The 19,311-nt window shown below is 62.6% G+C and carries 23 protein-coding genes; 9 read left to right on the top strand and 14 right to left on the bottom strand.

The window, feature by feature from the left end; all coding sequences use genetic code 11:
- Positions 1-126 precede the first annotated feature (126 nt).
- Complete coding sequence (locus tag ACK8CP_RS03960; protein ID WP_414833410.1) at positions 127-2,301, top strand: putative bifunctional diguanylate cyclase/phosphodiesterase; 2,175 nt, start codon at positions 127-129, stop codon at positions 2,299-2,301.
- Positions 2,302-2,318: 17 nt separating this feature from the next.
- Here the strand turns inward: ACK8CP_RS03960 and ACK8CP_RS03955 are convergent, their stop codons facing one another.
- Positions 2,319-2,843 (bottom strand): AAA family ATPase, encoded by a 525-nt coding sequence (locus tag ACK8CP_RS03955; protein ID WP_414833409.1) that lies wholly within the window; start codon positions 2,841-2,843, stop codon positions 2,319-2,321.
- The gene (cutA, locus tag ACK8CP_RS03950) at positions 2,840-3,205 is read right to left on the bottom strand and encodes a divalent-cation tolerance protein CutA (RefSeq protein ID WP_414833408.1); all 366 of its coding nucleotides are present in this window, start codon (positions 3,203-3,205) and stop codon (positions 2,840-2,842) included. The genes ACK8CP_RS03955 and cutA overlap by 4 nt, the downstream gene beginning before the upstream one ends.
- 146 nt (positions 3,206-3,351) lie before the next feature.
- Here cutA and ACK8CP_RS03945 point away from each other — a divergent pair, with 146 nt between their 5' ends.
- Positions 3,352-4,131 (top strand): NAD kinase, encoded by a 780-nt coding sequence (locus ACK8CP_RS03945; RefSeq protein WP_128291722.1) that lies wholly within the window; start codon positions 3,352-3,354, stop codon positions 4,129-4,131.
- Positions 4,132-4,134: 3 nt separating this feature from the next.
- Here the strand turns inward: ACK8CP_RS03945 and ACK8CP_RS03940 are convergent, their stop codons facing one another.
- Positions 4,135-5,295: a DUF2336 domain-containing protein gene (locus tag ACK8CP_RS03940; RefSeq protein WP_414833407.1), complete on the bottom strand. Its 1,161-nt coding sequence runs from the start codon at positions 5,293-5,295 to the stop codon at positions 4,135-4,137.
- A 103-nt stretch (positions 5,296-5,398) separates the two neighbouring features.
- Here ACK8CP_RS03940 and ACK8CP_RS03935 point away from each other — a divergent pair, with 103 nt between their 5' ends.
- Positions 5,399-6,322 carry an HpcH/HpaI aldolase/citrate lyase family protein gene (locus ACK8CP_RS03935; RefSeq protein ID WP_414833406.1) on the top strand — a complete coding sequence of 308 codons (924 nt, stop codon included), beginning with the start codon at positions 5,399-5,401 and terminating at the stop codon, positions 6,320-6,322.
- Here ACK8CP_RS03935 and ACK8CP_RS03930 read toward each other — a convergent pair.
- Complete coding sequence (locus ACK8CP_RS03930; RefSeq protein ID WP_414833405.1) at positions 6,288-6,905, bottom strand: flavin reductase family protein; 618 nt, start codon at positions 6,903-6,905, stop codon at positions 6,288-6,290. The two genes, ACK8CP_RS03935 and ACK8CP_RS03930, sit on opposite strands and share 35 nt — an antisense overlap.
- 9 nt (positions 6,906-6,914) lie before the next feature.
- On the bottom strand, positions 6,915-7,526 hold the full coding sequence (locus ACK8CP_RS03925) for a nitroreductase (RefSeq protein WP_414833404.1): 612 nt from the start codon (positions 7,524-7,526) through the stop codon (positions 6,915-6,917).
- Positions 7,527-7,603: 77 nt separating this feature from the next.
- On the opposite strand from ACK8CP_RS03925, the gene ACK8CP_RS03920 reads away from it, so the two are divergent.
- Positions 7,604-8,737, top strand: a complete 1,134-nt coding sequence (locus ACK8CP_RS03920; RefSeq protein ID WP_414833403.1) for a hypothetical protein — start codon at positions 7,604-7,606, stop codon at positions 8,735-8,737.
- 18 nt (positions 8,738-8,755) lie between these two features.
- Here the strand turns inward: ACK8CP_RS03920 and thrS are convergent, their stop codons facing one another.
- Genes thrS through ACK8CP_RS03905 form a run of 3 tightly spaced genes read right to left on the bottom strand, consistent with a single transcriptional unit; the run spans position 8,756 to position 11,640 of the window.
- Complete coding sequence (gene thrS, locus ACK8CP_RS03915; protein WP_414833402.1) at positions 8,756-10,768, bottom strand: threonine--tRNA ligase; 2,013 nt, start codon at positions 10,766-10,768, stop codon at positions 8,756-8,758.
- A gap of 16 nt (positions 10,769-10,784) precedes the next feature.
- Positions 10,785-11,138: a membrane protein insertion efficiency factor YidD gene (gene yidD / locus ACK8CP_RS03910; protein WP_414833401.1), complete on the bottom strand. Its 354-nt coding sequence runs from the start codon at positions 11,136-11,138 to the stop codon at positions 10,785-10,787.
- Between the two features lie 4 nt (positions 11,139-11,142).
- The gene (locus ACK8CP_RS03905) at positions 11,143-11,640 is read right to left on the bottom strand and encodes an iron-sulfur cluster assembly scaffold protein (RefSeq protein WP_234628279.1); all 498 of its coding nucleotides are present in this window, start codon (positions 11,638-11,640) and stop codon (positions 11,143-11,145) included.
- Positions 11,641-11,763: 123 nt separating this feature from the next.
- Between ACK8CP_RS03905 and folE the strand changes: the two genes are divergently transcribed.
- Together folE and hisI are read left to right on the top strand one after the other, a co-directional pair.
- Positions 11,764-12,384 (top strand): GTP cyclohydrolase I FolE, encoded by a 621-nt coding sequence (folE, locus tag ACK8CP_RS03900; RefSeq protein ID WP_234628280.1) that lies wholly within the window; start codon positions 11,764-11,766, stop codon positions 12,382-12,384.
- A gap of 18 nt (positions 12,385-12,402) precedes the next feature.
- Positions 12,403-12,810 (top strand): phosphoribosyl-AMP cyclohydrolase, encoded by a 408-nt coding sequence (gene hisI / locus ACK8CP_RS03895; RefSeq protein WP_414833400.1) that lies wholly within the window; start codon positions 12,403-12,405, stop codon positions 12,808-12,810.
- A 9-nt stretch (positions 12,811-12,819) separates the two neighbouring features.
- Here hisI and ACK8CP_RS03890 read toward each other — a convergent pair whose 3' ends face one another.
- Entirely contained in the window at positions 12,820-13,248 is a 429-nt protein-coding gene (locus ACK8CP_RS03890) for a CBS domain-containing protein (protein ID WP_414833399.1), read from the bottom strand.
- A 122-nt stretch (positions 13,249-13,370) separates the two neighbouring features.
- Entirely contained in the window at positions 13,371-14,066 is a 696-nt protein-coding gene (locus ACK8CP_RS03885) for a rhomboid family intramembrane serine protease (RefSeq protein WP_414833398.1), read from the bottom strand.
- A 216-nt stretch (positions 14,067-14,282) separates the two neighbouring features.
- On the opposite strand from ACK8CP_RS03885, the gene ACK8CP_RS03880 reads away from it, so the two are divergent.
- The gene (locus tag ACK8CP_RS03880) at positions 14,283-14,948 is read left to right on the top strand and encodes a PilZ domain-containing protein (protein WP_234628284.1); all 666 of its coding nucleotides are present in this window, start codon (positions 14,283-14,285) and stop codon (positions 14,946-14,948) included.
- Between the two features lie 372 nt (positions 14,949-15,320).
- Positions 15,321-15,842 carry a transglutaminase-like cysteine peptidase gene (locus ACK8CP_RS03875; RefSeq protein ID WP_414834186.1) on the top strand — a complete coding sequence of 174 codons (522 nt, stop codon included), beginning with the start codon at positions 15,321-15,323 and terminating at the stop codon, positions 15,840-15,842.
- Positions 15,843-15,969: 127 nt separating this feature from the next.
- On the opposite strand, the gene ACK8CP_RS03870 is transcribed toward ACK8CP_RS03875, so the two are convergent.
- The 4 genes from ACK8CP_RS03870 to ACK8CP_RS03855 form a co-directional block, all read right to left on the bottom strand.
- The gene (locus ACK8CP_RS03870; protein WP_234628285.1) at positions 15,970-16,497 is read right to left on the bottom strand and encodes a gamma carbonic anhydrase family protein; all 528 of its coding nucleotides are present in this window, start codon (positions 16,495-16,497) and stop codon (positions 15,970-15,972) included.
- A gap of 250 nt (positions 16,498-16,747) precedes the next feature.
- Positions 16,748-16,960 carry a DUF3126 family protein gene (locus tag ACK8CP_RS03865; RefSeq protein ID WP_092816236.1) on the bottom strand — a complete coding sequence of 71 codons (213 nt, stop codon included), beginning with the start codon at positions 16,958-16,960 and terminating at the stop codon, positions 16,748-16,750.
- A gap of 62 nt (positions 16,961-17,022) precedes the next feature.
- A complete protein-coding gene (gene cysE, locus ACK8CP_RS03860; protein ID WP_092816238.1) occupies positions 17,023-17,868 on the bottom strand; it encodes a serine O-acetyltransferase in 846 nt (281 codons plus the stop codon).
- Between the two features lie 242 nt (positions 17,869-18,110).
- Positions 18,111-18,875, bottom strand: a complete 765-nt coding sequence (locus tag ACK8CP_RS03855) for an alpha/beta fold hydrolase (RefSeq protein WP_414833397.1) — start codon at positions 18,873-18,875, stop codon at positions 18,111-18,113.
- A 170-nt stretch (positions 18,876-19,045) separates the two neighbouring features.
- Here ACK8CP_RS03855 and ACK8CP_RS03850 point away from each other — a divergent pair, with 170 nt between their 5' ends.
- Positions 19,046-19,282 (top strand): zinc-finger domain-containing protein, encoded by a 237-nt coding sequence (locus tag ACK8CP_RS03850; protein WP_234628287.1) that lies wholly within the window; start codon positions 19,046-19,048, stop codon positions 19,280-19,282.
- The last annotated feature ends 29 nt before the right edge of the window (positions 19,283-19,311 follow it).

The following is a 19,311-nucleotide window of genomic DNA, read 5'->3' as shown; positions in this document are numbered from 1 at the left end:
CCAAACCCCGCACAAAATTCGTTATTTCTCAACCACATCTCGCCTTGCTCCGACGCTTTGCGGCCAGGAGGTCAGCCTCAGATCAGACAGACATCCCATTAGATCTCGATTCAAAGAGGTTTCGACATGGGAGCTATCCGCAAGGCGAAAGCGCTTTCCACCCACGTATTGTGGGTGATGAGCCTGTTCGCCCTCCTGGCTGTTGGCGGAATGTTGTTCGTCGTTCTGCAAGCGCTCGTGGGCACAGACCACGTCTCCATCGAAAGACAGCAGCAGCTCGTGCGCCATGCCATGGAGGCCCAGACGACGCGCGTCTCCGAAGAGCAGAAGAGCGTCACCTGGTGGGATGAAGCCGTCGAGGCGGCAAAAAACCGGGATATGCCTTGGATTCACGAGAATCTCGGCGAGTGGATGTATGAATTTTTTGGGCACGATCGCACCCTCGTCGTCGCGCCTGACGACCGTGCGATCTACGCCATGGAAGAAGGCCGGGCTGCAGACCTTGAGACAGCCGCAGACGTGCTGCCCATCATGGGACCCGAACTGGCAAGCCTTCACCGCCGTTTCGCAGAAGTCGAAGGACGCGACGCCGTCGTCGAGCGCAGTGTCAAGATGGTCGGCGGACGGCCTGCGATCATCAGTCTCCTCCCGCTCCTGCCTTACTCTGAGGCTTTGCGTGTCACGCCGGGCGAAGAATACGTGCTCGTCAGCGTGCAATTTATCGATCGCGCCTTCCTCGATCACATCCGCGACGGCTACCTCCTGGCCAAAGCGCGCATCCAGGCGGATGAGCCGGAGAAGTTCAACGAAACGTCTCTCCCGGTTCTGGACGATAAGGGCAACACGCTCGCCTATCTCGCCTGGGAGCCAGATCTGCCAGGTCGTGAAATCCTCAACCAGGTGCTTCCGACGGCCGTAATCGCGGGTCTTGCGATGCTGGCACTCATCGTCTTCTACGCCCGCAACATCTACCGCAGTTCGGCCGAGATCGAGGCTGGGCGACTCCGCGCGCTCCATCTCGCATCGCACGACGGGCTGACCGGCCTGCCGAACCGCTCAGGCGTCATTCAACGGCTGGAGCGCATTCTGCCTCTGGCAGGCGAAGAGAGCATTGCCCTCCTTTTCGCCGATCTCGACCGCTTCAAGGAAGTGAATGACACTTACGGCCACCCGGCAGGAGATGATGTCATCCGGCAGTTCGCAACCCGCGTCACGCGCCTGCTCGGTGAAAAGGACATGCTCGGACGCCTCGGCGGCGACGAATTCGCCATTCTTATTCGCAATCTCGGCACGCGAGAGGATATCTCGGTGATCTGCGAGCGCATCCTCTCATGCGCCAGCGCGCCTTTCTCGATCGAAGGAGGCACGGCCCATGTCGGCGTCTCGATCGGCTACACCTTTCTTCATCCCGACATGCCCCGGAGCGAATCTCTGAGGCGGGCCGACATTGCTCTTTATGCGGCCAAGCGCGAGGGCCGCGACCGCTTCGTCGCCTTCTCACAGGAAATGGACGCTGCCCTGCGCGCCCGTCACCTCATCGAAGAAGAACTCGCAGCGACGCTGGCGCGAGGCGGGCGCGATCTCGTCCTTCACTATCAGCCGCAAGTGTCGGGACGCGACGGCGAGATTTGCGGGGTGGAAGCGCTCCTGCGTTGGCGTCATCCGCGGCTCGGCTTCCTTCTGCCCGGCGCCTTCATCGGCCTCGCCGAAGACACGCGCCTCGTGGCCAAGCTCGACGAGTGGGTTCTGCGCCACGCCTGCCGTCAGGCGCGAGACTGGCCGGAGCTGACCGTTGCCGTGAACATATCGCCCTGCTCTTTCGAACGGCTCGGACTTGCCGGGCGCCTGCTCCGGATCATGCGCGAGGAAAGGGTGAACCCGAACCAGATCGAAATCGAAATCACGGAAAGCGTCCTCCTCAAGGAAGGCAAAAGTGCTGCAGAGGAATTGCTGCATCTGAGAAGCCATGGCGTGCGGGTCGCGCTCGACGATTTCGGCACGGGTTATTCGAGCCTCAATCGGCTCAGAATGCTGAAGGTCGACAAGGTGAAGATCGACCGCTCCTTCGTGCAACCGATCGGAGAAACGGCTGATTCGACCGCGATCGTCGACGCGATCGTCGAACTCGGCCACGCGCTCGGACTTTTGGTGACGGCCGAAGGCGTCGAAACCGAGCGGCAGCGCGAATATCTGCGTTTCATCGGCTGCGACGAAATCCAGGGCTTCTTGTTTTCCGGGCCGGTCCCGCCGGAAGCGATCAACGATATGCTGATCGAAGAAAGACAACGCGGCGCCGCCTGATTGCGCGGGCGAGCCTCTTAAAGCGCCAGCATGTGCCGGATATCGGCCGCACAGTCGCAAACCTTTCTGCCCGCGGTTTCGACCACCGGGACGGGACGCGTCCAGGGCCGGTAATCCCGCGCCACAACCTCTTGCCAGGTCGGTCCTGCGCAGCCGTCCGAAACCATCCTTCGGGTTTCGACCCGCTGGCGGTGCGCATCACGATCCGTGCAGATGATCTCCACCTCCAGAAGCTCTGCGTCGGCTGTGTGCGCGACCTCGCGCCACGCGTCGCGGGTCAGCATCCACGGATTGACGCAATCGGCGATGACGCGATGACCCAAGGCGAGATTGTCCGCGGCAACGGCATAGGCCGCGCGGTAACCGGCATCCTTCATATCGTCATCGACGACGCCGGACGCGCGAATGGCGTTCTCGATGGAATCGATACGAAGCCAGATGGCCGCGATCTCAGCGGCCAGCACGCTCGCGATGCTTGACTTGCCGACACCGGGAAGACCGGAGAGAGACACGAGGAGCCCGCGCTTGCGGCTGCGGCTCATGCCGTCTCCGCCTGCGCCCATTCGAGATAGGGTGTGTTCACCTGCACCGAGGCAAGCGTCAGGATGGCCGGGACGTCATAAGGGTGTCTTGCCTCGATGAGGCGACGCAGGTCCGCCTCCCTCTCGGGCGGCGTCTTCAGGATCAGCACCGTCTCCTCCTCGTCCTCGATGGCGCCCTGCCAGCGATAGACGGAGACCATTGTCGGGAGGATATTGGCGCAGGCCGCCAGCCTTTCGGAAACCGCGGCTGCAGCGAGCTCTTTCGCCGTCTCCATGTCCGGGCAGGGAATATAGAGAAGCATCAACTGCCCCGTCTCCTGCAGCCCGCCCACACTGCGCTTGCGCTCGTCTTCGTCGTCCATGGTCGTTCGCCTTTGATTTCCGTGTCCGCGAGGGCCTTCCAGGGTCCACGCGCAACTACAGCTTTGCCGAAGCGGCCGGCTCCGTGCTAGGCGAAACGTGACCCGAAGCTGGGCTCGCCACAACCGCCGCTACCGACACGCCCGTCATGACGATCGTATCGCCGATCAAGAAGATCGCCATCATGTCCTCCGATTCGCCCGAGGCCGTGGGGGCGGCAGACCTTTTGCGGGAAACCTATGGCGAGGTCCCGCCCAAAGATGCCGATGTCGTCGTGGCTCTCGGCGGCGACGGGCTGATGCTGCAGGCGCTGCACGCACACATGGATTCGGGCAAGCCGATCTACGGGATGAACCGCGGCTCCGTCGGCTTTCTGATGAATGAGTACAGGCCGGAAGGTCTGATGGAGCGCATTTCGGAAGCGAAGGTGGAGCCGGTCCATCCGCTGCGCATGAGCGTTCTCACCGCGGACGGCGAAACGATCACGGCGCACGCCGTCAATGAAGTGGCGCTCTTCCGCCAATCCTATCAGGCCGCAAAGCTGAGGATCACGATCGACGGCCATGTCCGCCTCGAAGAGCTCATCTGCGACGGCATCCTGCTTGCGACACCGGCAGGCTCGACGGCCTACAATCTCTCCGCCCACGGGCCCATCATCCCGATCAACGCACCCTTATTGGCCTTGACCCCGATCAGCCCGTTTCGGCCGCGTCGCTGGCGCGGCGCCCTGCTGCCCGATCGGGCCGAAGTGACGCTCGAAGTGCTCGAGACCGACAAGCGGCCGGTCAATGCAGTCGCCGACCACACGGAATTCAAGAGCGTGCGTCAGGTTTCGATCGTCGAAGACAAGACGGTGACCGGCTTTATCATGTTCGATCCCGATCACGGCTGGGACGAACGCATCCTGGCCGAGCAGTTCCGCTACTGACGCTCAGGCGGCCGCCTTGATCTGAAGGGCGTAGCCGCGCGCCGCATCACGCTTTGCATCCATCGCAAGACGCCTCAGAAGAGCGAGAAGATCGTCGAGTTCCCCCGTCGGCCGGGCTCCGTAACGCAGGAGCACGGCGTCGATCAGCCGGGTGGCGCGCCGATAATCGTGACCGGAACCGGCCTCGCAATCGAGGTCGCGCAAGACCTCCATGACGGTCACGATGACAGGCACGGCGCTCGCGGGCAGTCCGGCCTTTCGAAGAAGTGCGCCGAGCCCGGAGGAGCGCCCGGCGGCCACGAGAGCGGAAACCCGCCGTCGCGGCATATCGGCAAGCGCGGCGATCGCTTGCTCGAAGAAATCGATCTGTCCGCAGACCGCCGCGCGCACGAGGAGCACGGGGGTCAGCTGATCCGAATCGAGAAGTCGGTTGACGAGTTGCACGAGGCCCGCAGGTCCGGCGTCTTCGGCCAAGACGAGGACCGCGCGTTCGAGCGTTTCGTCGGCAACCGCACGCGCCTGCATCGGAGAAAGCCAGCCTTTCGCGGAGACGAAGGCGCAGAGGCTGTCCGCCAGATCTTCCAGAAGGACCTGGCGCACGCCCACAGGCAGATCGCTGCGCGCCAAGAGCATTTCGCGCAGCTCCGCCTCGTGGCCATAGCGTTCGACGATCCGATCGAGGGAGAAACGCGCCACGCAGGCCCCGTCGTTACAGAGGAGATCCATCACGGCTTCCAGGCAGCCGACTTCCGCGATCGCGGCGGCAAGCGCGCGCGACACAGTTCTGCGACGCGCGATCGCCGCCTGCACTTCCGGCTCGCGTGTCGCCACGAGATCGACGAGTTCGCCGTCGAGGAGAAGCGGCGAGTGTTCGACCACGATCGTCGCCACTTCAAAGTGATCTGCAGACAGCGCGAGAATGACATGGTGCGGCGCCCTATCGCTGTCTGCCAGCTGTTCCGCGAGCGCCAGACGGACCAGACGATTCGGATCGTCGAGCAGGATGGTCATCGCTGCTTCGAGGCCGTCATGCTCCTCCGGCGACAATTCGGAGGTGAGAAAAGCACGTGCAAGCGCACTCGCGGCTTCCACACGTCGCCTCGGTGCGGCACTTTCGATCCAGGTCAAAAACCGTTCGACGATCATCAAGACAATCTCCTGCATGTCGATCGTGCACGGGGATGATTAATGATCGGTTCACCATAGCGTCGGCCTTTGCGCAGCGCCCTCCTCAGTCCCCAGCTATGGCCCCAACAATGGGTGAAAAATGATGCGCTCCTACCTCCTCGTACCCGCAGACAGCGAGCGGAAGCTCGCGAAAGCGCTGACGAGCGGCGCCGACGCGCTCATCCTCGATCTCACCGATTCGGTTGCCCCGCGGGACAAGGGCAAGGCCCGAAAGCTGGCGACAGACTTTTTGCGCAGGCATGTCGGTCTCATGCGCCCTCGCCTCTTCGTGCGCATCAACGCTCTCGCGAACCCCCTGAGCGAGGGCGATCTCGACTACGTCATGACCGGAGCGCCGGCCGGCATCGTGCTGTCGGCCGCAGCGGGAAAAGACGATGTCGTGCTCCTCGGCGCCCGCATCGCCGTTCGCGAAGCGCTTCACGGTCTCCCAGACGGCGGCACACGCATTCTCGCAATCGCAGGAGATCGGCCCGATTCCCTCTTGGCGCTCGGAAGCTATGCCGGCGACGTTGCGCGCCTCTGCGGCCTTGTCTGGTGCGGCGACAGGTCTGCGGCGGGAATCGGGCGCCAGAGGGAGAGCGATGAAGACGACGACTGGGGAAACCCAGCTGCGCTTGCACGCAATCTGTGCCTTTTTGCCGCCGGTGCAGCACATGTCGATGCCATCGATCGCCCCTATCAGGACTTTGCCGACTCAGAGGGGCTTGCCGCCGAAGCCGCGAAGGCTGCTGACGCAGGATTCGCGGGCAAGATCGCTATCCATCCCTCACAGGTGGCGGCAATCAACGCTGCGTTTACGCCGGATCCCGACGCGGTCGCGATGGCCGAGGCTTTGATTGCCGCGTTCCGAGAAGCAGGAAACCCGGGCGCGCTCGCGATCGAGGGGCATGCCTGCGATCAGAGCGATCTGCGAAGAGCCGAACGCCTTGTCGCGCGCGCCGCTCAGATCACCCAGATCCGTAAGATCGTCAGCCCGTCACCTTCGGATCCTTCGGGCGAATGATCTCGAAGACACCGTCGACCACGGCATAGTCGAAATAGCCGCAGCGCGCGATCGTTCGGGCCGCCGCCATATCGAAGCGGTCGTCGCGGATGAAGCGGTCATCGACATAGATCGAGACGACTTCTCCGAAAACGACGATGTTACCGGACCACTGCCCGTCGAGACCGGCGAGACGGTCCGCCTTGAGAAGCCGGCATTCTAGCGCGGTCGGGGCGTCGCGAACGCGCGGCGGTTTGACGACGGCGCTCTCCGCCATGGCGAGCCCCGCCTCTTCCGCCTCACTCACCCCGCGAGGATAGGCGGCTGAGGTCGCATTCATCTCTTCGCGGAGATCGAACGTCGTGAGATTGCACACGAATTCGCCTGTCGCCTCGATGTTCTTCACGCTGTCTTTCTCGCCAAAGGACGAGAACATCACGATATGAGGATCGTTGGAGACGGCGTTGAAGAAGGAATAGGGCGCGAGATTGAGACGCCCTTCCGGATCGAGACTCGAAATCCAACCGATCGGACGGGGCGCGACAATCGCCTTGAACGGATCATGTGCGAGCCCGTGGTCCCGCAGGCGCGGCGTATAACGCATCTAAAATCCTCAGTTAGAAAAGAAAGTCGTGAGCGCGGAGATATCCGGCCGGTCGCGTTCCGGCGTTTCCTGGCTCGCCGTTCCGATATGGATGAAGCCGGCAAGCTTCTCGTTCTCACCAACGCCGAGCGCGCGAAGCGCTTCCGCATCGAAGGCGAACCATTGCGTCAGCCATTGGGCGCCGAAACCGTGGCCCGCGGCTGCGTGCAGGAGGTTCATGCAAACGGCGCCCGCCGTCAGCTCCTGCTCCCAGACCGGCACTTTCGCATGCGCGGCCGCTGTCGAGACAACGCCGATGACGACCGGCGCAATCGCAAACTGGGTGGCCTTTCCCGCTTTGCGCTCGGCCTCGGGATCACCGCTCTTAAGAACCAAAGCCTTCAGCGTTTCCGCCAAACGTTGCCGGTCTTCGCGGCTGTAGATAATGTAGCGCCAGGGTGCGAGCTTGCCGTGGTCGGGCACACGCGCGCCAATGGTCAGAATATCGGATAACGTTTCTGGATCCGGCCCCGGATCGCCAAGCTGGACGGAGGGTGTGCTCCGACGTTTGCGCAGATGGTCGAGAAGGTCGTGCATCGTCGCCTGTGTCATTTTGCCTTTGCGCCGAACGGTTTCCATCATGGCTCGGGCCGTTTCAACCTTGAAATCGACATGGTTCGCCGCTTACGACCAGGAAGAACCATCAACAGCATGAGCCGATGATCCGCTTCACCCCGGCTATTGTCCTAGCTTTCGCGACCGTGGCGACCGCCTTCGGCGGAGCGCTCGCAACCGCACCAGCCTATGCTCAAGACGGCCTGGGCGGTGGTGGAGCAGGCTTTTTCGGGCCCGGCCCCTCAGATCTCGGCCCGGGCGCCCCTCCGCAAGGAGACGAGCCGAGGAGCTTCTTTCGCAAGGACGGGCCCCCGCCTCCCCGGCAGGAAGATCCGCCTCACAAGCTCGACTTCGTCGCGCCTTCGAGCGAGTTCAATCTGCCCGGACCGGAAGAAACCATCATCTTTCCGGACAATCCGGACGGCGATGCAAAGGGATTGCTGCTCGGCGGCAACGTCCTCACGCTGAATGCGCGCCTGACAGATGACAGCCCCGACCTTACCCAGGGTCTGACCTGGAGGATCTTCGGCACCACACCGAGCGAAGACGGCAGCCTGCCGCTGATCGCAACGTCATCCGGCGGAACGGCGCGACTCACCCTGCCCGACGGCGCCTATTATGTGCACGCGGCCTTTGGCCGGGCGGGCGCCACCCAGCGCATCGAATTGAACGGCGTTCCGGAAACCGAAGATCTGGTGCTGGAGGCGGGCGGCCTTCGCCTGTCGGCCGTGGTGGGCGAGGACTTTCCTCTCGATGAGGGCAAAGTCACCTACGAAATCTACTACGAGACGGAAAACGACAAGCGCGAGCTCGTCACGCCCAATGCCGAAGCCGGTCACATCGTGCGTCTGCATGCGGGCACCTACAGCGTCGTCAGCCGTTACGGCACCCTCAACGCCATCGTGCGTGCGGAAATCGAGGTGAAACCCGGCGAGCTGACTGAGGCCATCATCCACCACGCGGGTGCCGAGGTGACGCTGAAGCTGGTGGAACAGGAGGGCGGCGAAGCTCTCGCCAACACACGCTGGACGGTGCTGACGCAGGGCGGCGACACGATTCACGAATCGGTCGGCGCCTTTCCTCACATCATCCTTGCGGAAGGCACCTACACTGCGGTCGCGCGCCACGACGACACGACCTATGCTCGTGATTTCGAGATCAAGGCAGGGATGAACCGTGACGTCGAAGTCCGGCTGACCGACCTTGTCCGTCCGGAAGGGATGCGCCTGGCTCGTTAGAGCCAGGCACTTTGAGACTTATGCCGCGGCGGCCTGGGCTTCCCCGGCCGGCCGAAGGTCAGGCGGCGTCGCCTCTTCCTTCAGGCGGCGAAGCGCTTCTTCGAGAGGCAGGGTCATCTGATCTTTCTGGCCGAGACGGCGCAGAGAAATCGTTCCCTCTTCCGCTTCACGACGGCCGACGACGAGCATCGCCGGCACTTTGCCGACCGAGTGCTCGCGGACCTTGTAATTGATCTTCTCGTTCCTGAGGTCGGCGACCGTGCGAAGGCCCGCAGCCTTCAGCTTCTCCTCGACCTCGCGCGCGTAATCGTCGGCTTCCGAGACGATCGTCGCGACGACCGCCTGCACCGGCGCAAGCCAGAGCGGCAGGCGCCCGGCATAATGCTCCAGAACGATGCCGATGAAGCGCTCGAAGGTGCCGAAGACGGCCCGATGCAGCATCACCGGACGGTGACGCTCGCCGTCTTCGCCGACATAAGACGCATCAAGCCGCTCCGGCAGCACATAATCGAGCTGATACGTGCCGCACTGCCAGGTCCGTCCGATCGCGTCGGTCAGGTGGAACTCGAGCTTCGGGCCGTAGAACGCCCCCTCGCCTTCGGCGATCTCGAACTCCACGCCGGCCGCCGTCAGAGCATCGGCAAGCGACTTTTCGGCACGATCCCAGGTGGCGTCGTCGCCGGCACGGGTCTCCGGCCGGGTCGCGAGCTTATAGCGGATATTGGTGAGGCCCATATCGGTATAGACGCGCGCAAACAGCTTCAGGAAGCGCTCGGTCTCGCTCACCACCTGCTCGTCCGTGCAGAAGATGTGCGCATCGTCCTGGGTCATCTGCCGGACGCGCATCAGCCCATGGAGCGCGCCATGCGCTTCGTTGCGATGGCAGCAGCCGAATTCGGCCATGCGGATCGGCAGATCGCGGTAGGATTTGATCCCGTGCTTGAAGATCTGCACATGCGCCGGGCAGTTCATGGGCTTGAGCGCCAGCCAGGTATCGACCTCGTCGGCGAGAACCGGCCCATCTTCTTCCGTATTCGGGGTCTGATCGGGGACCACGAACATGTTTTCGCGGAATTTCGACCAGTGCCCGGATTTCTCCCAGAAGCTCGAATCGAGAAGCTGCGGGGTTTTCACCTCCACATAGCCATCCTCATCGAGGCGCCGGCGAATGTAATCCTCCAGGACCCGCCACACGGCATAGCCCTTCGGATGCCAGAAGACGGACCCCTGCGCCTCTTCCTGCAGATGAAACAGGTTCATCTCGCGCCCGAGACGGCGGTGGTCTCGTTTCTCCGCCTCCTCGATCATGGTGAGATAGGCGTCGAGCTCTTTCTTGGAGGTCCAGGCGGTGCCGTAGATGCGCTGCAGCTGCTGGCGGCTGGAATCGCCTCGCCAATAAGCGCCGGCGAGTTTCGTCAGCTTGAAGGCGTCGCCGATCCGCCCGGTCGAATCCATATGCGGGCCGCGGCAGAGATCGAACCAGTCACCCTGGCGATAGATCTTGACGTCGTCGCCTTCGGGAATCGCATCGACGAGTTCCACTTTGAACTGCTCGCCCATTTCGCCGAAGACGCGCTTCGCCTCGTCGCGGTCCCACACCTCCTTCGTGAAGGGGCGGTTGCGCGCGATGATCTCACGCATCTTCGCTTCGATGGCGGTGAAGTCCTCGGTCGAAAACGGCTCCTGGCGGAAGAAGTCGTAATAGAAGCCGTCCTCGATCACAGGCCCGATGGTGACCTGCGTGCCGGGGAAGAGCTCCTGCACGGCCTCCGCGAGGACATGGGCGCAATCGTGACGAATGAGGGACAGCGCCTGCGGGTCCTCGCGCGTGACGATCTTCACCGTAGCGCCTTCCGGCAGCCTGTCGGCGAGATCGGCGAGCTGCCCGTCGACTTCGACGGCAACGGCCTTCTTCGCCAAAGATTTGGAGATCGACGCAGCGAGATCGGCACCGCTCGCCCCTTCGGGCAAGCTGCGCTCCTGGCCGTCGGGAAGTCTAATCCGGCTCATGACAGCAAAGTCCGGGCCCATCGGCCCGCTCCATAGTTCAATCCGAAAAGCGTTCGGTGATGTGTCGGCCCGTCCATAGGCCGTAGCGCCACGGCGTATACCAGCGGGCATTGTCGGGCAAGCGGGCTGGCACCGGGTCGAGCCCATTGCTGCCGAAAGGATGACAGCGCGAGAAGCGGGCAAGCCCCATCCAAAGCCCGGGCCACGCGCCGAAGGTGCTGATCGCCTCGCTCGTATAGTCCGAACAACTCGGCAAATGCCGGCACGTGCGGCCCATGATCGAGGACAGCGAGAGCTGATAAATCCTGATCAGTCCGAGGAGACCACTGGCGACGGGCGAGAAACGCCGCGGCTTCAGCCGACCGCCTTCTGATCCTTCGGCCCTCTCCATAGCGTCACGCGGCCTGACCGGCGCCGGCCGCTTTCCGGCCCTGCCCCTTTTCGAACGAGGACGAACCTGCGTGACCCGCCGCCTCGATCTGATCGAGCGCATCGACGACGGCGTCGAATGTCAGCATCGTCGAGGCATGCCGCGCCTTATAATCGCGCACCGGCTCGAGAAAACGAAGATCGGCCCAGCGGCCTTGCGGCGACGGCCCGTTCTCCTTGAGCATGGCGCGCATCTCCTCACGAACCTGCCGCAGCTCGTCGGGCGTCGAACCGATCACCGTCCGCGCCATGATGGAGGAAGACGCCTGGCCGAGCGCACAGGCCTTCACTTCATGCGCGAAATCCGCGATCCGGCCATCCTGCAGCTTCAGATCGACGGTGACCGTCGAGCCGCACAAGCGCGAATGCGCCTTGGCGCTCGCGTCGGGATCGGCAAGCCGTCCGATGCGGGGAATGTTCCCTGCGAATTCCAGAATTTTGGCGTTATAGACGTCGTCGATCATAGGTCACTCCGCTCGGGGGGTGGCCGAGCTTGGGCAAAATCATTACTTCGCCTTATATAGGTTCGACAGGCCGGCGTCACACCTCCACCCGAGAGCGGCCGGCACGTCTCGAAAGGACGCAAGATGGACAGCACGTTGAAGCTCTTCTCCTCGGCCGCGGTGGCGGGTCGAAGGCCAAGCCGCGAGGAGGCAGAAGCTGCCGTGCGAACGCTGATCGCCTGGCTCGGGGACGACCCCGACCGCGAGGGTCTGCGCGACACGCCGCGGCGCGTGGTTTCGGCTTATGAGGAGCTTTACGCCGGCTACCCCCAGGATCCGGGGACATTGCTCGCGCGCACCTTCAAGGATGTGGGCGGCTATCACGACATGGTGCTGGTTCGCGACATCGCCTTCTACTCGCATTGCGAGCATCACATGCTCCCGTTCTTCGGGCATGTGCATATCGCCTATTACCCGAACGACGGCGTCGTGGGCCTCTCGAAGATGGCCCGCGTCGTGGAAGCCTATGCGCGCCGCCTGCAGACGCAGGAGACGATGACGGCCCAGATCACCGATGCGCTCGAAAACGCCCTGAGCCCGCGCGGCGTCGCGGTGATGGTGGAAGCCGAGCATATGTGCATGTCGATGCGTGGCGTACAGAAGCAGGGCTCGTCCACCATGACGTCGCGCTTCACCGGCCTCTTCCATGACGAGGCAGCCGAACGCGAAAAATTCCTCAACCTCGTGCGCCCGACCGGCCGCTGATCACGGACGCCGGTGTCGATGAAGGACGATCAGGCAACGGCCTCTCCCGAGGCCGTCATCGAAGAGACGCAGGACTTCCGGCCCCGCTTCAACGAAGCGGGCCTCCTGCCCTGCATCACCCAGGATGCCGAAAGCGGCGATGTCCTGATGATGGCGTGGATGAACCGCGAGGCTATCGATCTCACGCTCGCCACCGGCGAGGTGCACTATTTCAGCCGGTCTCGGAACTCCCTCTGGAAGAAGGGTGAGACCTCCGGCGCCATCCAGAAGCTGATCGAGCTCAGGATCGACTGCGACCAGGATTGCCTTCTCGCGCGCGTCGCCGTCGCCGATCGCGCCAGGACCTGCCACACCGGTCGCACAGACTGCTTTTACCGCGTCGCGGAGGCAGCACCCGAGGGACTCCGCCTCCGCATGCGCGATTAGGCGTTCAGGTCAGCCCTGCGTCACGTATTCCCGGATCGCTTCGGCTTCGTTCTGCACCTCGGCGATCCGACGTTTGACCACGTCCCCGATCGAGATGATGCCAACGAGCTTGCCATCCTCCTCGACGGGCAGATGGCGAAACCGCTCATTGGTCATCATTTCCATGAGATCGTCGGTCGTATGATGCATCCGGCAGATCCGCACGCGCGCCGTCATAAAATTCGCCACCGGCTGACTGAGCGCCCCTGACCCCTCGCGGGCGACAGCAGAGACGATCTCGCGCTCCGACAAAATACCTTTGATAGCCGCGCCCTCGGTCACGACGACCGCACCGATACGATGTTCCGACAACGTGACGGCGACTTCGTGCAGGCTCATCTGCGGCCGGCACGTCACGACGTCATTGCCTTTGCTCTCCAGCAATTGCCGTACATGCATGTCTAGTCCTCCCCGAATGCGAACGTTTGTTTCGTCCGCTTATCAGTATCCTAGGGCGAGACGGCATAAGTTTGAACTCTTCTGAGATCGAGTTTTCTCAAAGAACCAAGATCCCCAGGAGCCTATGAACGAGTTTGGCGTCCGACCGGGTCGAACAAGGGAAAAAGAAGAAGGCCCGCGAGAAATCCGCCGATATGGGCCTGCCAGGCGATCGCACCCCCGACGCCCGGGAGCATCTGCCCGCCGACGCCAAACAGGAGATTGATTCCGAACCACATCAAAATAAAGAAGGCGGAGTATGGATTGAGAAGGCTCGCTCTCAGCCCCGGATCTGGCACGAGGTAGGCTTCCGGGCGCGCGCCTCCACCCGCCAGAGGACCGCCCGGCGCAAAGGCGAAACGCGCGGCCGCAGCCGTAATGCCAGAGACACCAGCGGAAGCTCCGATGACGAGGGTCTCATTCCCCGGCATCGCCAGAAACTGGGCGAGAGCACCCGCGGCGATCGCCACCAGCAGCAGGACGAGGAAGCGAGAAGTCCCGAAACGCCGCGCCACGGCACTCCCGAAGCTCAGCATCCAAAGAACGTTCACGCCGAGATGCAGCCAGTCGGCGTGCAGCAGCCCATAAGTGAGGGGCGTCCAAAAGCAGGCCGCGATCCCTCCAGGAAGGAATGAGGCCGCGCCCGTATAGCGTGCCGGCACGAAGCCGAACATCATGAGCACCTCGACGTCGCTCTGATAAGGCAACAGGGCGCGGATGACATGCACGATGAGCAGCACACCGACCGTCCACACGAGGACCGTCGGCAGGTTGAACATTCTCTCTCGTTCTCGTTCTTGCATGGGCGGGTCGCTTCTTCGGAGACAGGCGAAAAGGTGGAGCATCCGGGGGATTACGGCTCGCCCCTTCGCAATCACAGAGCGTCCGGGCAAGGAAAAGACTTGGAAAAACACTGTTTCTTTCTGCCACACTCGCTTACAGATGGTTAACTTGCACTATGATAGTTTTGCCACAGGCTCCTGGCTTCACGAGCAATGACCATCGCTTCCACAAACACTGATGCGCCCAAAGAGACGGTGGAGATCACCGTGGAGGACCCCGAACGCAATCGTCGCCAGCATGAGCGCGTCGAGGTCAACCTGCTCGGCCGCTGCATGTTTGCGGATCAGCAAGAGAACCCGTGCGAGATGCGCAACGTGTCCGCAGGTGGGGCCGCGATCATCAGTCCTCTCAAAGGGAATGTCGGCGAGAAGATCATCATCTATGCCGAGCAGATTGGGCGTATCGAAGGCATCATCACGCGTCACACACAAAATGGTTTCGCCATCACGATCACGGCCTCGGCGCGCAAACGGGAAAAGCTCGCGAACACGCTCGCCTGGCTCGGACGGCGCGACGTGCTCAAGGTCCGCGACGACCGCCGCTCCGTGCGGCGTGTGCCGGCCACCACGGAAACGCGGGTGACCCTGCCCGGCGGCAAACAGGTCGATTGCAAGATCATCGATATGTCGAAGACCGGCGCAGCGCTGGCGATTTCAGAGCGCCCGCCGATCGGCTCTCGCGTCAACCTCGGCCGGCTTGGAGGCCGCGTTGTGCGCCATTTCAGCGACGGCGTCGCCATCGAGTTTATGCGCATCATGTCGGAAGAAGAGATCGAGCGGATTATCGAGGAAGAGTTCTTCACAGACGGAAGCATGTGACAGCACTCTTTCCCGGCCGTCATAACAACATCTTTTTAACCAGACCGACAGTCGACTCTTATGTAAAAGCCCTTACACTTGCCGACAATTTCAGGAGAACTTCCTGATTTCAACCAAATGGTAGGCAGCGTAAAGAAGAGCTTGCCGAAAGCGTGAAACTCCGAAAGAACCGCTTAGCCCGCGCCTAAGCGGCCGGGGATACGGTCTCCCAAAACGGGGGATCGCGATATGCGGTTGAACAGAGTGACCGGAACAATGCTTGGGGCAGCTTTCGCCCTCGCCGTCTTTGTGGCGGCCCCGGCGGAGGTCCAGGCCCAACAGACAAGCTCCGGTCTTGGCATCAGGATCACGGGCAGCATCAGCGCACCGGTCATGCGCACGGGCCGTTATGCATCGCCACCGATTGGACATCGCGCCTTCTGCAGATCGTTTCCGGGTGAATGCGAGGTTCATGGCAGCCGCTCACCCATGCAGCTGATACCGTCCCGCTGGCAGGATCTCGTGCGCGTCAACAATTACGTCAACGACACGGTCGAGGCCGTGACGGACCAAGAATATTATGGGCAGGAAGAAGTCTGGACGCTCCCGCAGGGCTACGGCGATTGCGAGGATTACGTGCTTCTGAAGCGCAAGCAGCTCGTGGCGCGCGGCTGGCCCACCTCCGACCTCCTGGTCGCCGTCGTTTTCGACGAAGTGGGCGCCGGCCATGCCGTGCTCGTGGTGCGCACCGATCGCGGCGACTACGTGCTCGACAACAAGGTCTCCGATATCCGCCTGTGGAGCGAGACCGGCTACCGCTACGTGAAACGGCAGGACATCGCCGATCCGAAAAAGTGGGTCGCCATCGACGATTCCCGCTGGCAGCCGCTCGACGCCACAGGTCGCGTGCGTTGAATGTGACCTAGCCTGGTCGCCTCCAAACTCTCCCGTCCCCGACCAGGCTCAGCGGCCGGTCTCCGCAAGGAGGCCGGCCGGCGCTTTATCGAGCCGAGGAATTCCGGGCGCCAGACTGTGGAGCGCTCTATATTTCGCCGAGCGATTCCCGAAAGCGTCGGCCGTTGGCGACGTATCTTTCGGCCGATTCCCGCAGCCCCTCCTGTGCGGCCTCGTCGAGCGTGCGCACCACTTTGCCCGGAGAACCGACGACAAGCGAATAATCCGGGATCTCCTTGCCCTCGGTGATGAGGGCACCCGCGCCGATCAGACAGAAACGGCCGATCTTGGCGCCGTTCAGAACGATTGCGCCCATCCCGACGAGTGAAAAATCCCCGATCGTGCAGCCGTGCAGGATGGCGCGGTGGCCGATCGTGCAATCGCGACCGATCGTGCAGGGGAACCCGGGATCGGTGTGGATGACGCTGAGATCCTGAACGTTGGAGCGAGGGCCGACGGTGATCGGCTCGTTGTCGCCTCGCAGGACGGCGCCGAACCACACGCTTGCGTCTTCACCCACTCTCACGTCGCCGATCACGCTCGCGCCGGGCGCGATCCAATAGGCTCCGCTCTCGGGGAGGTCAGGCTTCCGTTCTTTCAGACAATAAATGCTCATAGGCGGGCAGCCACCAGAAAACTGAGAAACACCGTGCCCGAACATGCACTCCACAGACCCGCCACCACAAGTCCGAGACACACGATCTCAGGCCCTGCTTCCCTGCGACGCAAGGCGGCGAAGCACGGCAAGGTGCACGTCGCGATCGCTGGAAAGGAAACGTAACCGTCTCAGGTGGGCGCAACAAGATACGGGCGGCCGCTCGCCGCGACCGCCCGCATTTTCACATCAGATTCGTCTTCGACGGCCGTCAGGCGCGCAGGTCGAAATCCAGGATCGCCATCGAGAAATTGTAGGAGAGATCCTCATCCTCATCGTCCCGGAAAATGAGGCCGACGAATTCCTCGCCGACGAACACCTCCGCCGAATCGTCCTTCCGCGGCCGAGCCTTCACCTGGATCTTCTCGTTGTCGAAAAGCCTCTGCAGGTAGGCCTGGAGTTTTTTCAGTTCGTCGATGCTCAACGCGACACCCTTTAACTTGGTTTGGCCCGTCCTGACATAACGAGGAGCCGATCTCAACCGGCTCAGCCGGAAACGTCGTCGCTGCCCTGCTCCGCCTCGCGCAGGAGCTGATCCATGGATCGGCCGGGCTCGTCGCGGCCCGCTTTTCCGACGATTCGTGCCGGCACGCCCGCAACCGTGACCATAGGCGGCACCGGTTTCAAGACGACCGAGCCGGCCGCCACACGCGAGCAATGGCCGATTTCGATATTGCCGAGGACCTCCGCACCGGCGCCGATGAGAACGCCATGACGAATCTTCGGATGACGGTCGCCACAGGATTTTCCCGTCCCACCGAGCGTCACATTCTGCAGGATCGAGACATCGTCCTCGATCACGGCCGTGGAGCCGATCACGATACCCGTCGCGTGATCGATGAAGATCCCCCGCCCGAGAGGAACGGCGGGATGAATATCGACCTGGAAAACTTCCGAAGCCCGGCTTTGCAGATAAAGCGCGTAATCCTTATGACCTTGCTGCCAAAGCCAATGCGCCAGCCGGTGCGACTGGATCGCGTGGAAACCCTTGAAATAGAGCACCGGCTCGATCAGCCGCTCGCAAGCCGGATCGCGGTCATAGACGGCCATCAGATCGATGCGCAGAACCTCCGACAATTCCGGCTGATCCTCATACATCTCGCCAAAGGACCGGATGATCTGGCCCGTCGAAATGCCGGGATGGCGCAGCCTGTCGCCGACACGATGAGCGACCGCATCCTCCAGCCGCGGATAGTTCAAGATCGTCGAATAGATGAAGGCGGCCAGCACGGTCTCGCGGGCGACGATGTCCTCGGCTTCGCGGCGAAGCTGCGCCCAGACCGGATCGACCGTTTCGGCTCCCGAGCTCAGACGGGTTTGTTCGACAGCCATATCGGCTCCTCTCGCTGCGTCACGATCCGGTTCTCCGGCGCCCGGATATCTGGTGCGGCGCGGCCAGTTGGCCAGAGAGGTTTTGCAGGCTCTCTCTACCTTCGCCACCGCTCTCGCGGGCCACGCACAGTGTTATATAGCTTCCAATGAAAATCAGCATATGCCGGCGCGACCAAGGGTCAACAGCTCCCTGACATGATCGGCGCCGGTTCGCTCCGTTCGCCCACCACTCTCGGACACCGCTAGGCCGCTTTGCGCAGCCTCTCCAAAAACTCCAGGACCGCCGCCTTGGTCGCCTTGTCGCCAACCGCGCGCATGTGGTCACGCCGCGGGATGATCGCCGTCTCGGCGCCGGGGATGAGTTTTGCCAGCGCTTCCGGATCGCCGGCCACCTCATCCTCAGACCCCACGACGATGAGCACCGGCATGGTGAGCTTGCCGAGCATGTCCGGAGTAAGGTTTTCGCGGCCGGCCTCCATACAGGCGGCAAGCGCCAGGAGATCCGAACCGGTCTGTTCGGCGAAGACGCGAAATCCTTTTGCGGTCTCGCCGACGACCTCGTCCATGGAGGCGGCGCGCATGCCGGCTGCAACGTCATCAGCCTCGCCGAAACCCTGGACGAGCTGATCGCCGAGCCCGCCGATGATGAGGGCTTCAACCTTCTCGGGTGCAGCGACGGCAAGATGCGCCGCGATCCGCGCGCCCATCGAATATCCCATCATGAGGGCTCGCTCGAGGCCGAGATGATCGAGAAGCTCCAGCATATCGCGTCCCATCCGGTCCATGCCGTAGGCATCGGCCGAATGCGGCGCGTCGGACCAGCCATGGCCGCGATTGTCAGGCGCGATGACGCGATATCCGGCCTCATTGAAGGCCGACACCCAGCCGGTGGACTGCCAGTTGACCCGGTGGCTCGACGCGAAGCCATGGATCAGGAGGAGCGGTTCGCCCTCTCCCTGGTCGAGATAGGCGATGGCGACGCCGTCTGACGTTTCAAAGGAGGGCATGAGAAGAATGGACGTGCGAATGGATCATGCCGCCGCTTAGCCCCTCATGCGGCAGACGGTCAACGCGCAGCGGGAGCAGGCGCCTCGACGAGCTGGAATTTTGACATTGGCCCGCCGCCCCTGCACGCCTATGTTCCGCAAACCAGCAACAACGGACAGGACGAGCGACGATGGCGGAGAACGTGGTTCCGCATTTTCATAATACCGGCGGAGTCGAGGCGATTTCGGTCGGCGCCAGCGAATTCATGTGCATCGGTGCCCTGCCCCCGTTCGACCATCCGCACGTTTTCCTCGACATGGGTGACGAGCACGAAATCGTCTGTCCCTATTGCTCGACCCTCTACAAGCTCGATCGTTCGCTCAGCCCCAAGCAGGCGCGTCCGACCGAAGCCGTTTACCAGGAATGAGGATGGAGGGGAGCATGGGCGCCCGCCCC

Source organism: Afifella sp. YEN Y35, from assembly GCF_047553465.1.
Classification (GTDB): Bacteria; Pseudomonadota; Alphaproteobacteria; order Rhizobiales; family Afifellaceae; genus Afifella; species Afifella aestuarii.
The sequence above is the reverse complement of the archived record's forward strand: the minus strand, read 5'-3'. Positions and strand labels throughout refer to the sequence as shown.

Coding starts and splice junctions, on each gene's coding strand:
- thrS (WP_414833402.1), bottom strand. CDS start 10,768: ATGGGCCCGGACTTTGCTGTCATGAGCCGGATTAGACTTCCCGACGGC.
- folE (WP_234628280.1), top strand. CDS start 11,764: ATGGACAGCACGTTGAAGCTCTTCTCCTCGGCCGCGGTGGCGGGTCGA.
- ACK8CP_RS03875 (WP_414834186.1), top strand. CDS start 15,321: ATGCGCACGGGCCGTTATGCATCGCCACCGATTGGACATCGCGCCTTC.
- ACK8CP_RS03955 (WP_414833409.1), bottom strand. CDS start 2,843: ATGAGCCGCAGCCGCAAGCGCGGGCTCCTCGTGTCTCTCTCCGGTCTT.
- ACK8CP_RS03850 (WP_234628287.1), top strand. CDS start 19,046: ATGGCGGAGAACGTGGTTCCGCATTTTCATAATACCGGCGGAGTCGAG.
- ACK8CP_RS03960 (WP_414833410.1), top strand. CDS start 127: ATGGGAGCTATCCGCAAGGCGAAAGCGCTTTCCACCCACGTATTGTGG.
- ACK8CP_RS03930 (WP_414833405.1), bottom strand. CDS start 6,905: ATGCGTTATACGCCGCGCCTGCGGGACCACGGGCTCGCACATGATCCG.
- ACK8CP_RS03920 (WP_414833403.1), top strand. CDS start 7,604: ATGATCCGCTTCACCCCGGCTATTGTCCTAGCTTTCGCGACCGTGGCG.
- ACK8CP_RS03925 (WP_414833404.1), bottom strand. CDS start 7,526: ATGATGGAAACCGTTCGGCGCAAAGGCAAAATGACACAGGCGACGATG.
- ACK8CP_RS03940 (WP_414833407.1), bottom strand. CDS start 5,295: ATGCAGGAGATTGTCTTGATGATCGTCGAACGGTTTTTGACCTGGATC.
- ACK8CP_RS03885 (WP_414833398.1), bottom strand. CDS start 14,066: ATGTTCAACCTGCCGACGGTCCTCGTGTGGACGGTCGGTGTGCTGCTC.
- ACK8CP_RS03880 (WP_234628284.1), top strand. CDS start 14,283: ATGACCATCGCTTCCACAAACACTGATGCGCCCAAAGAGACGGTGGAG.
- ACK8CP_RS03945 (WP_128291722.1), top strand. CDS start 3,352: ATGACGATCGTATCGCCGATCAAGAAGATCGCCATCATGTCCTCCGAT.
- ACK8CP_RS03935 (WP_414833406.1), top strand. CDS start 5,399: ATGATGCGCTCCTACCTCCTCGTACCCGCAGACAGCGAGCGGAAGCTC.
- cutA (WP_414833408.1), bottom strand. CDS start 3,205: ATGGACGACGAAGACGAGCGCAAGCGCAGTGTGGGCGGGCTGCAGGAG.
- yidD (WP_414833401.1), bottom strand. CDS start 11,138: ATGGAGAGGGCCGAAGGATCAGAAGGCGGTCGGCTGAAGCCGCGGCGT.
- cysE (WP_092816238.1), bottom strand. CDS start 17,868: ATGGCTGTCGAACAAACCCGTCTGAGCTCGGGAGCCGAAACGGTCGAT.
- hisI (WP_414833400.1), top strand. CDS start 12,403: ATGAAGGACGATCAGGCAACGGCCTCTCCCGAGGCCGTCATCGAAGAG.
- ACK8CP_RS03890 (WP_414833399.1), bottom strand. CDS start 13,248: ATGCATGTACGGCAATTGCTGGAGAGCAAAGGCAATGACGTCGTGACG.
- ACK8CP_RS03855 (WP_414833397.1), bottom strand. CDS start 18,875: ATGCCCTCCTTTGAAACGTCAGACGGCGTCGCCATCGCCTATCTCGAC.
- ACK8CP_RS03870 (WP_234628285.1), bottom strand. CDS start 16,497: ATGAGCATTTATTGTCTGAAAGAACGGAAGCCTGACCTCCCCGAGAGC.
- ACK8CP_RS03905 (WP_234628279.1), bottom strand. CDS start 11,640: ATGATCGACGACGTCTATAACGCCAAAATTCTGGAATTCGCAGGGAAC.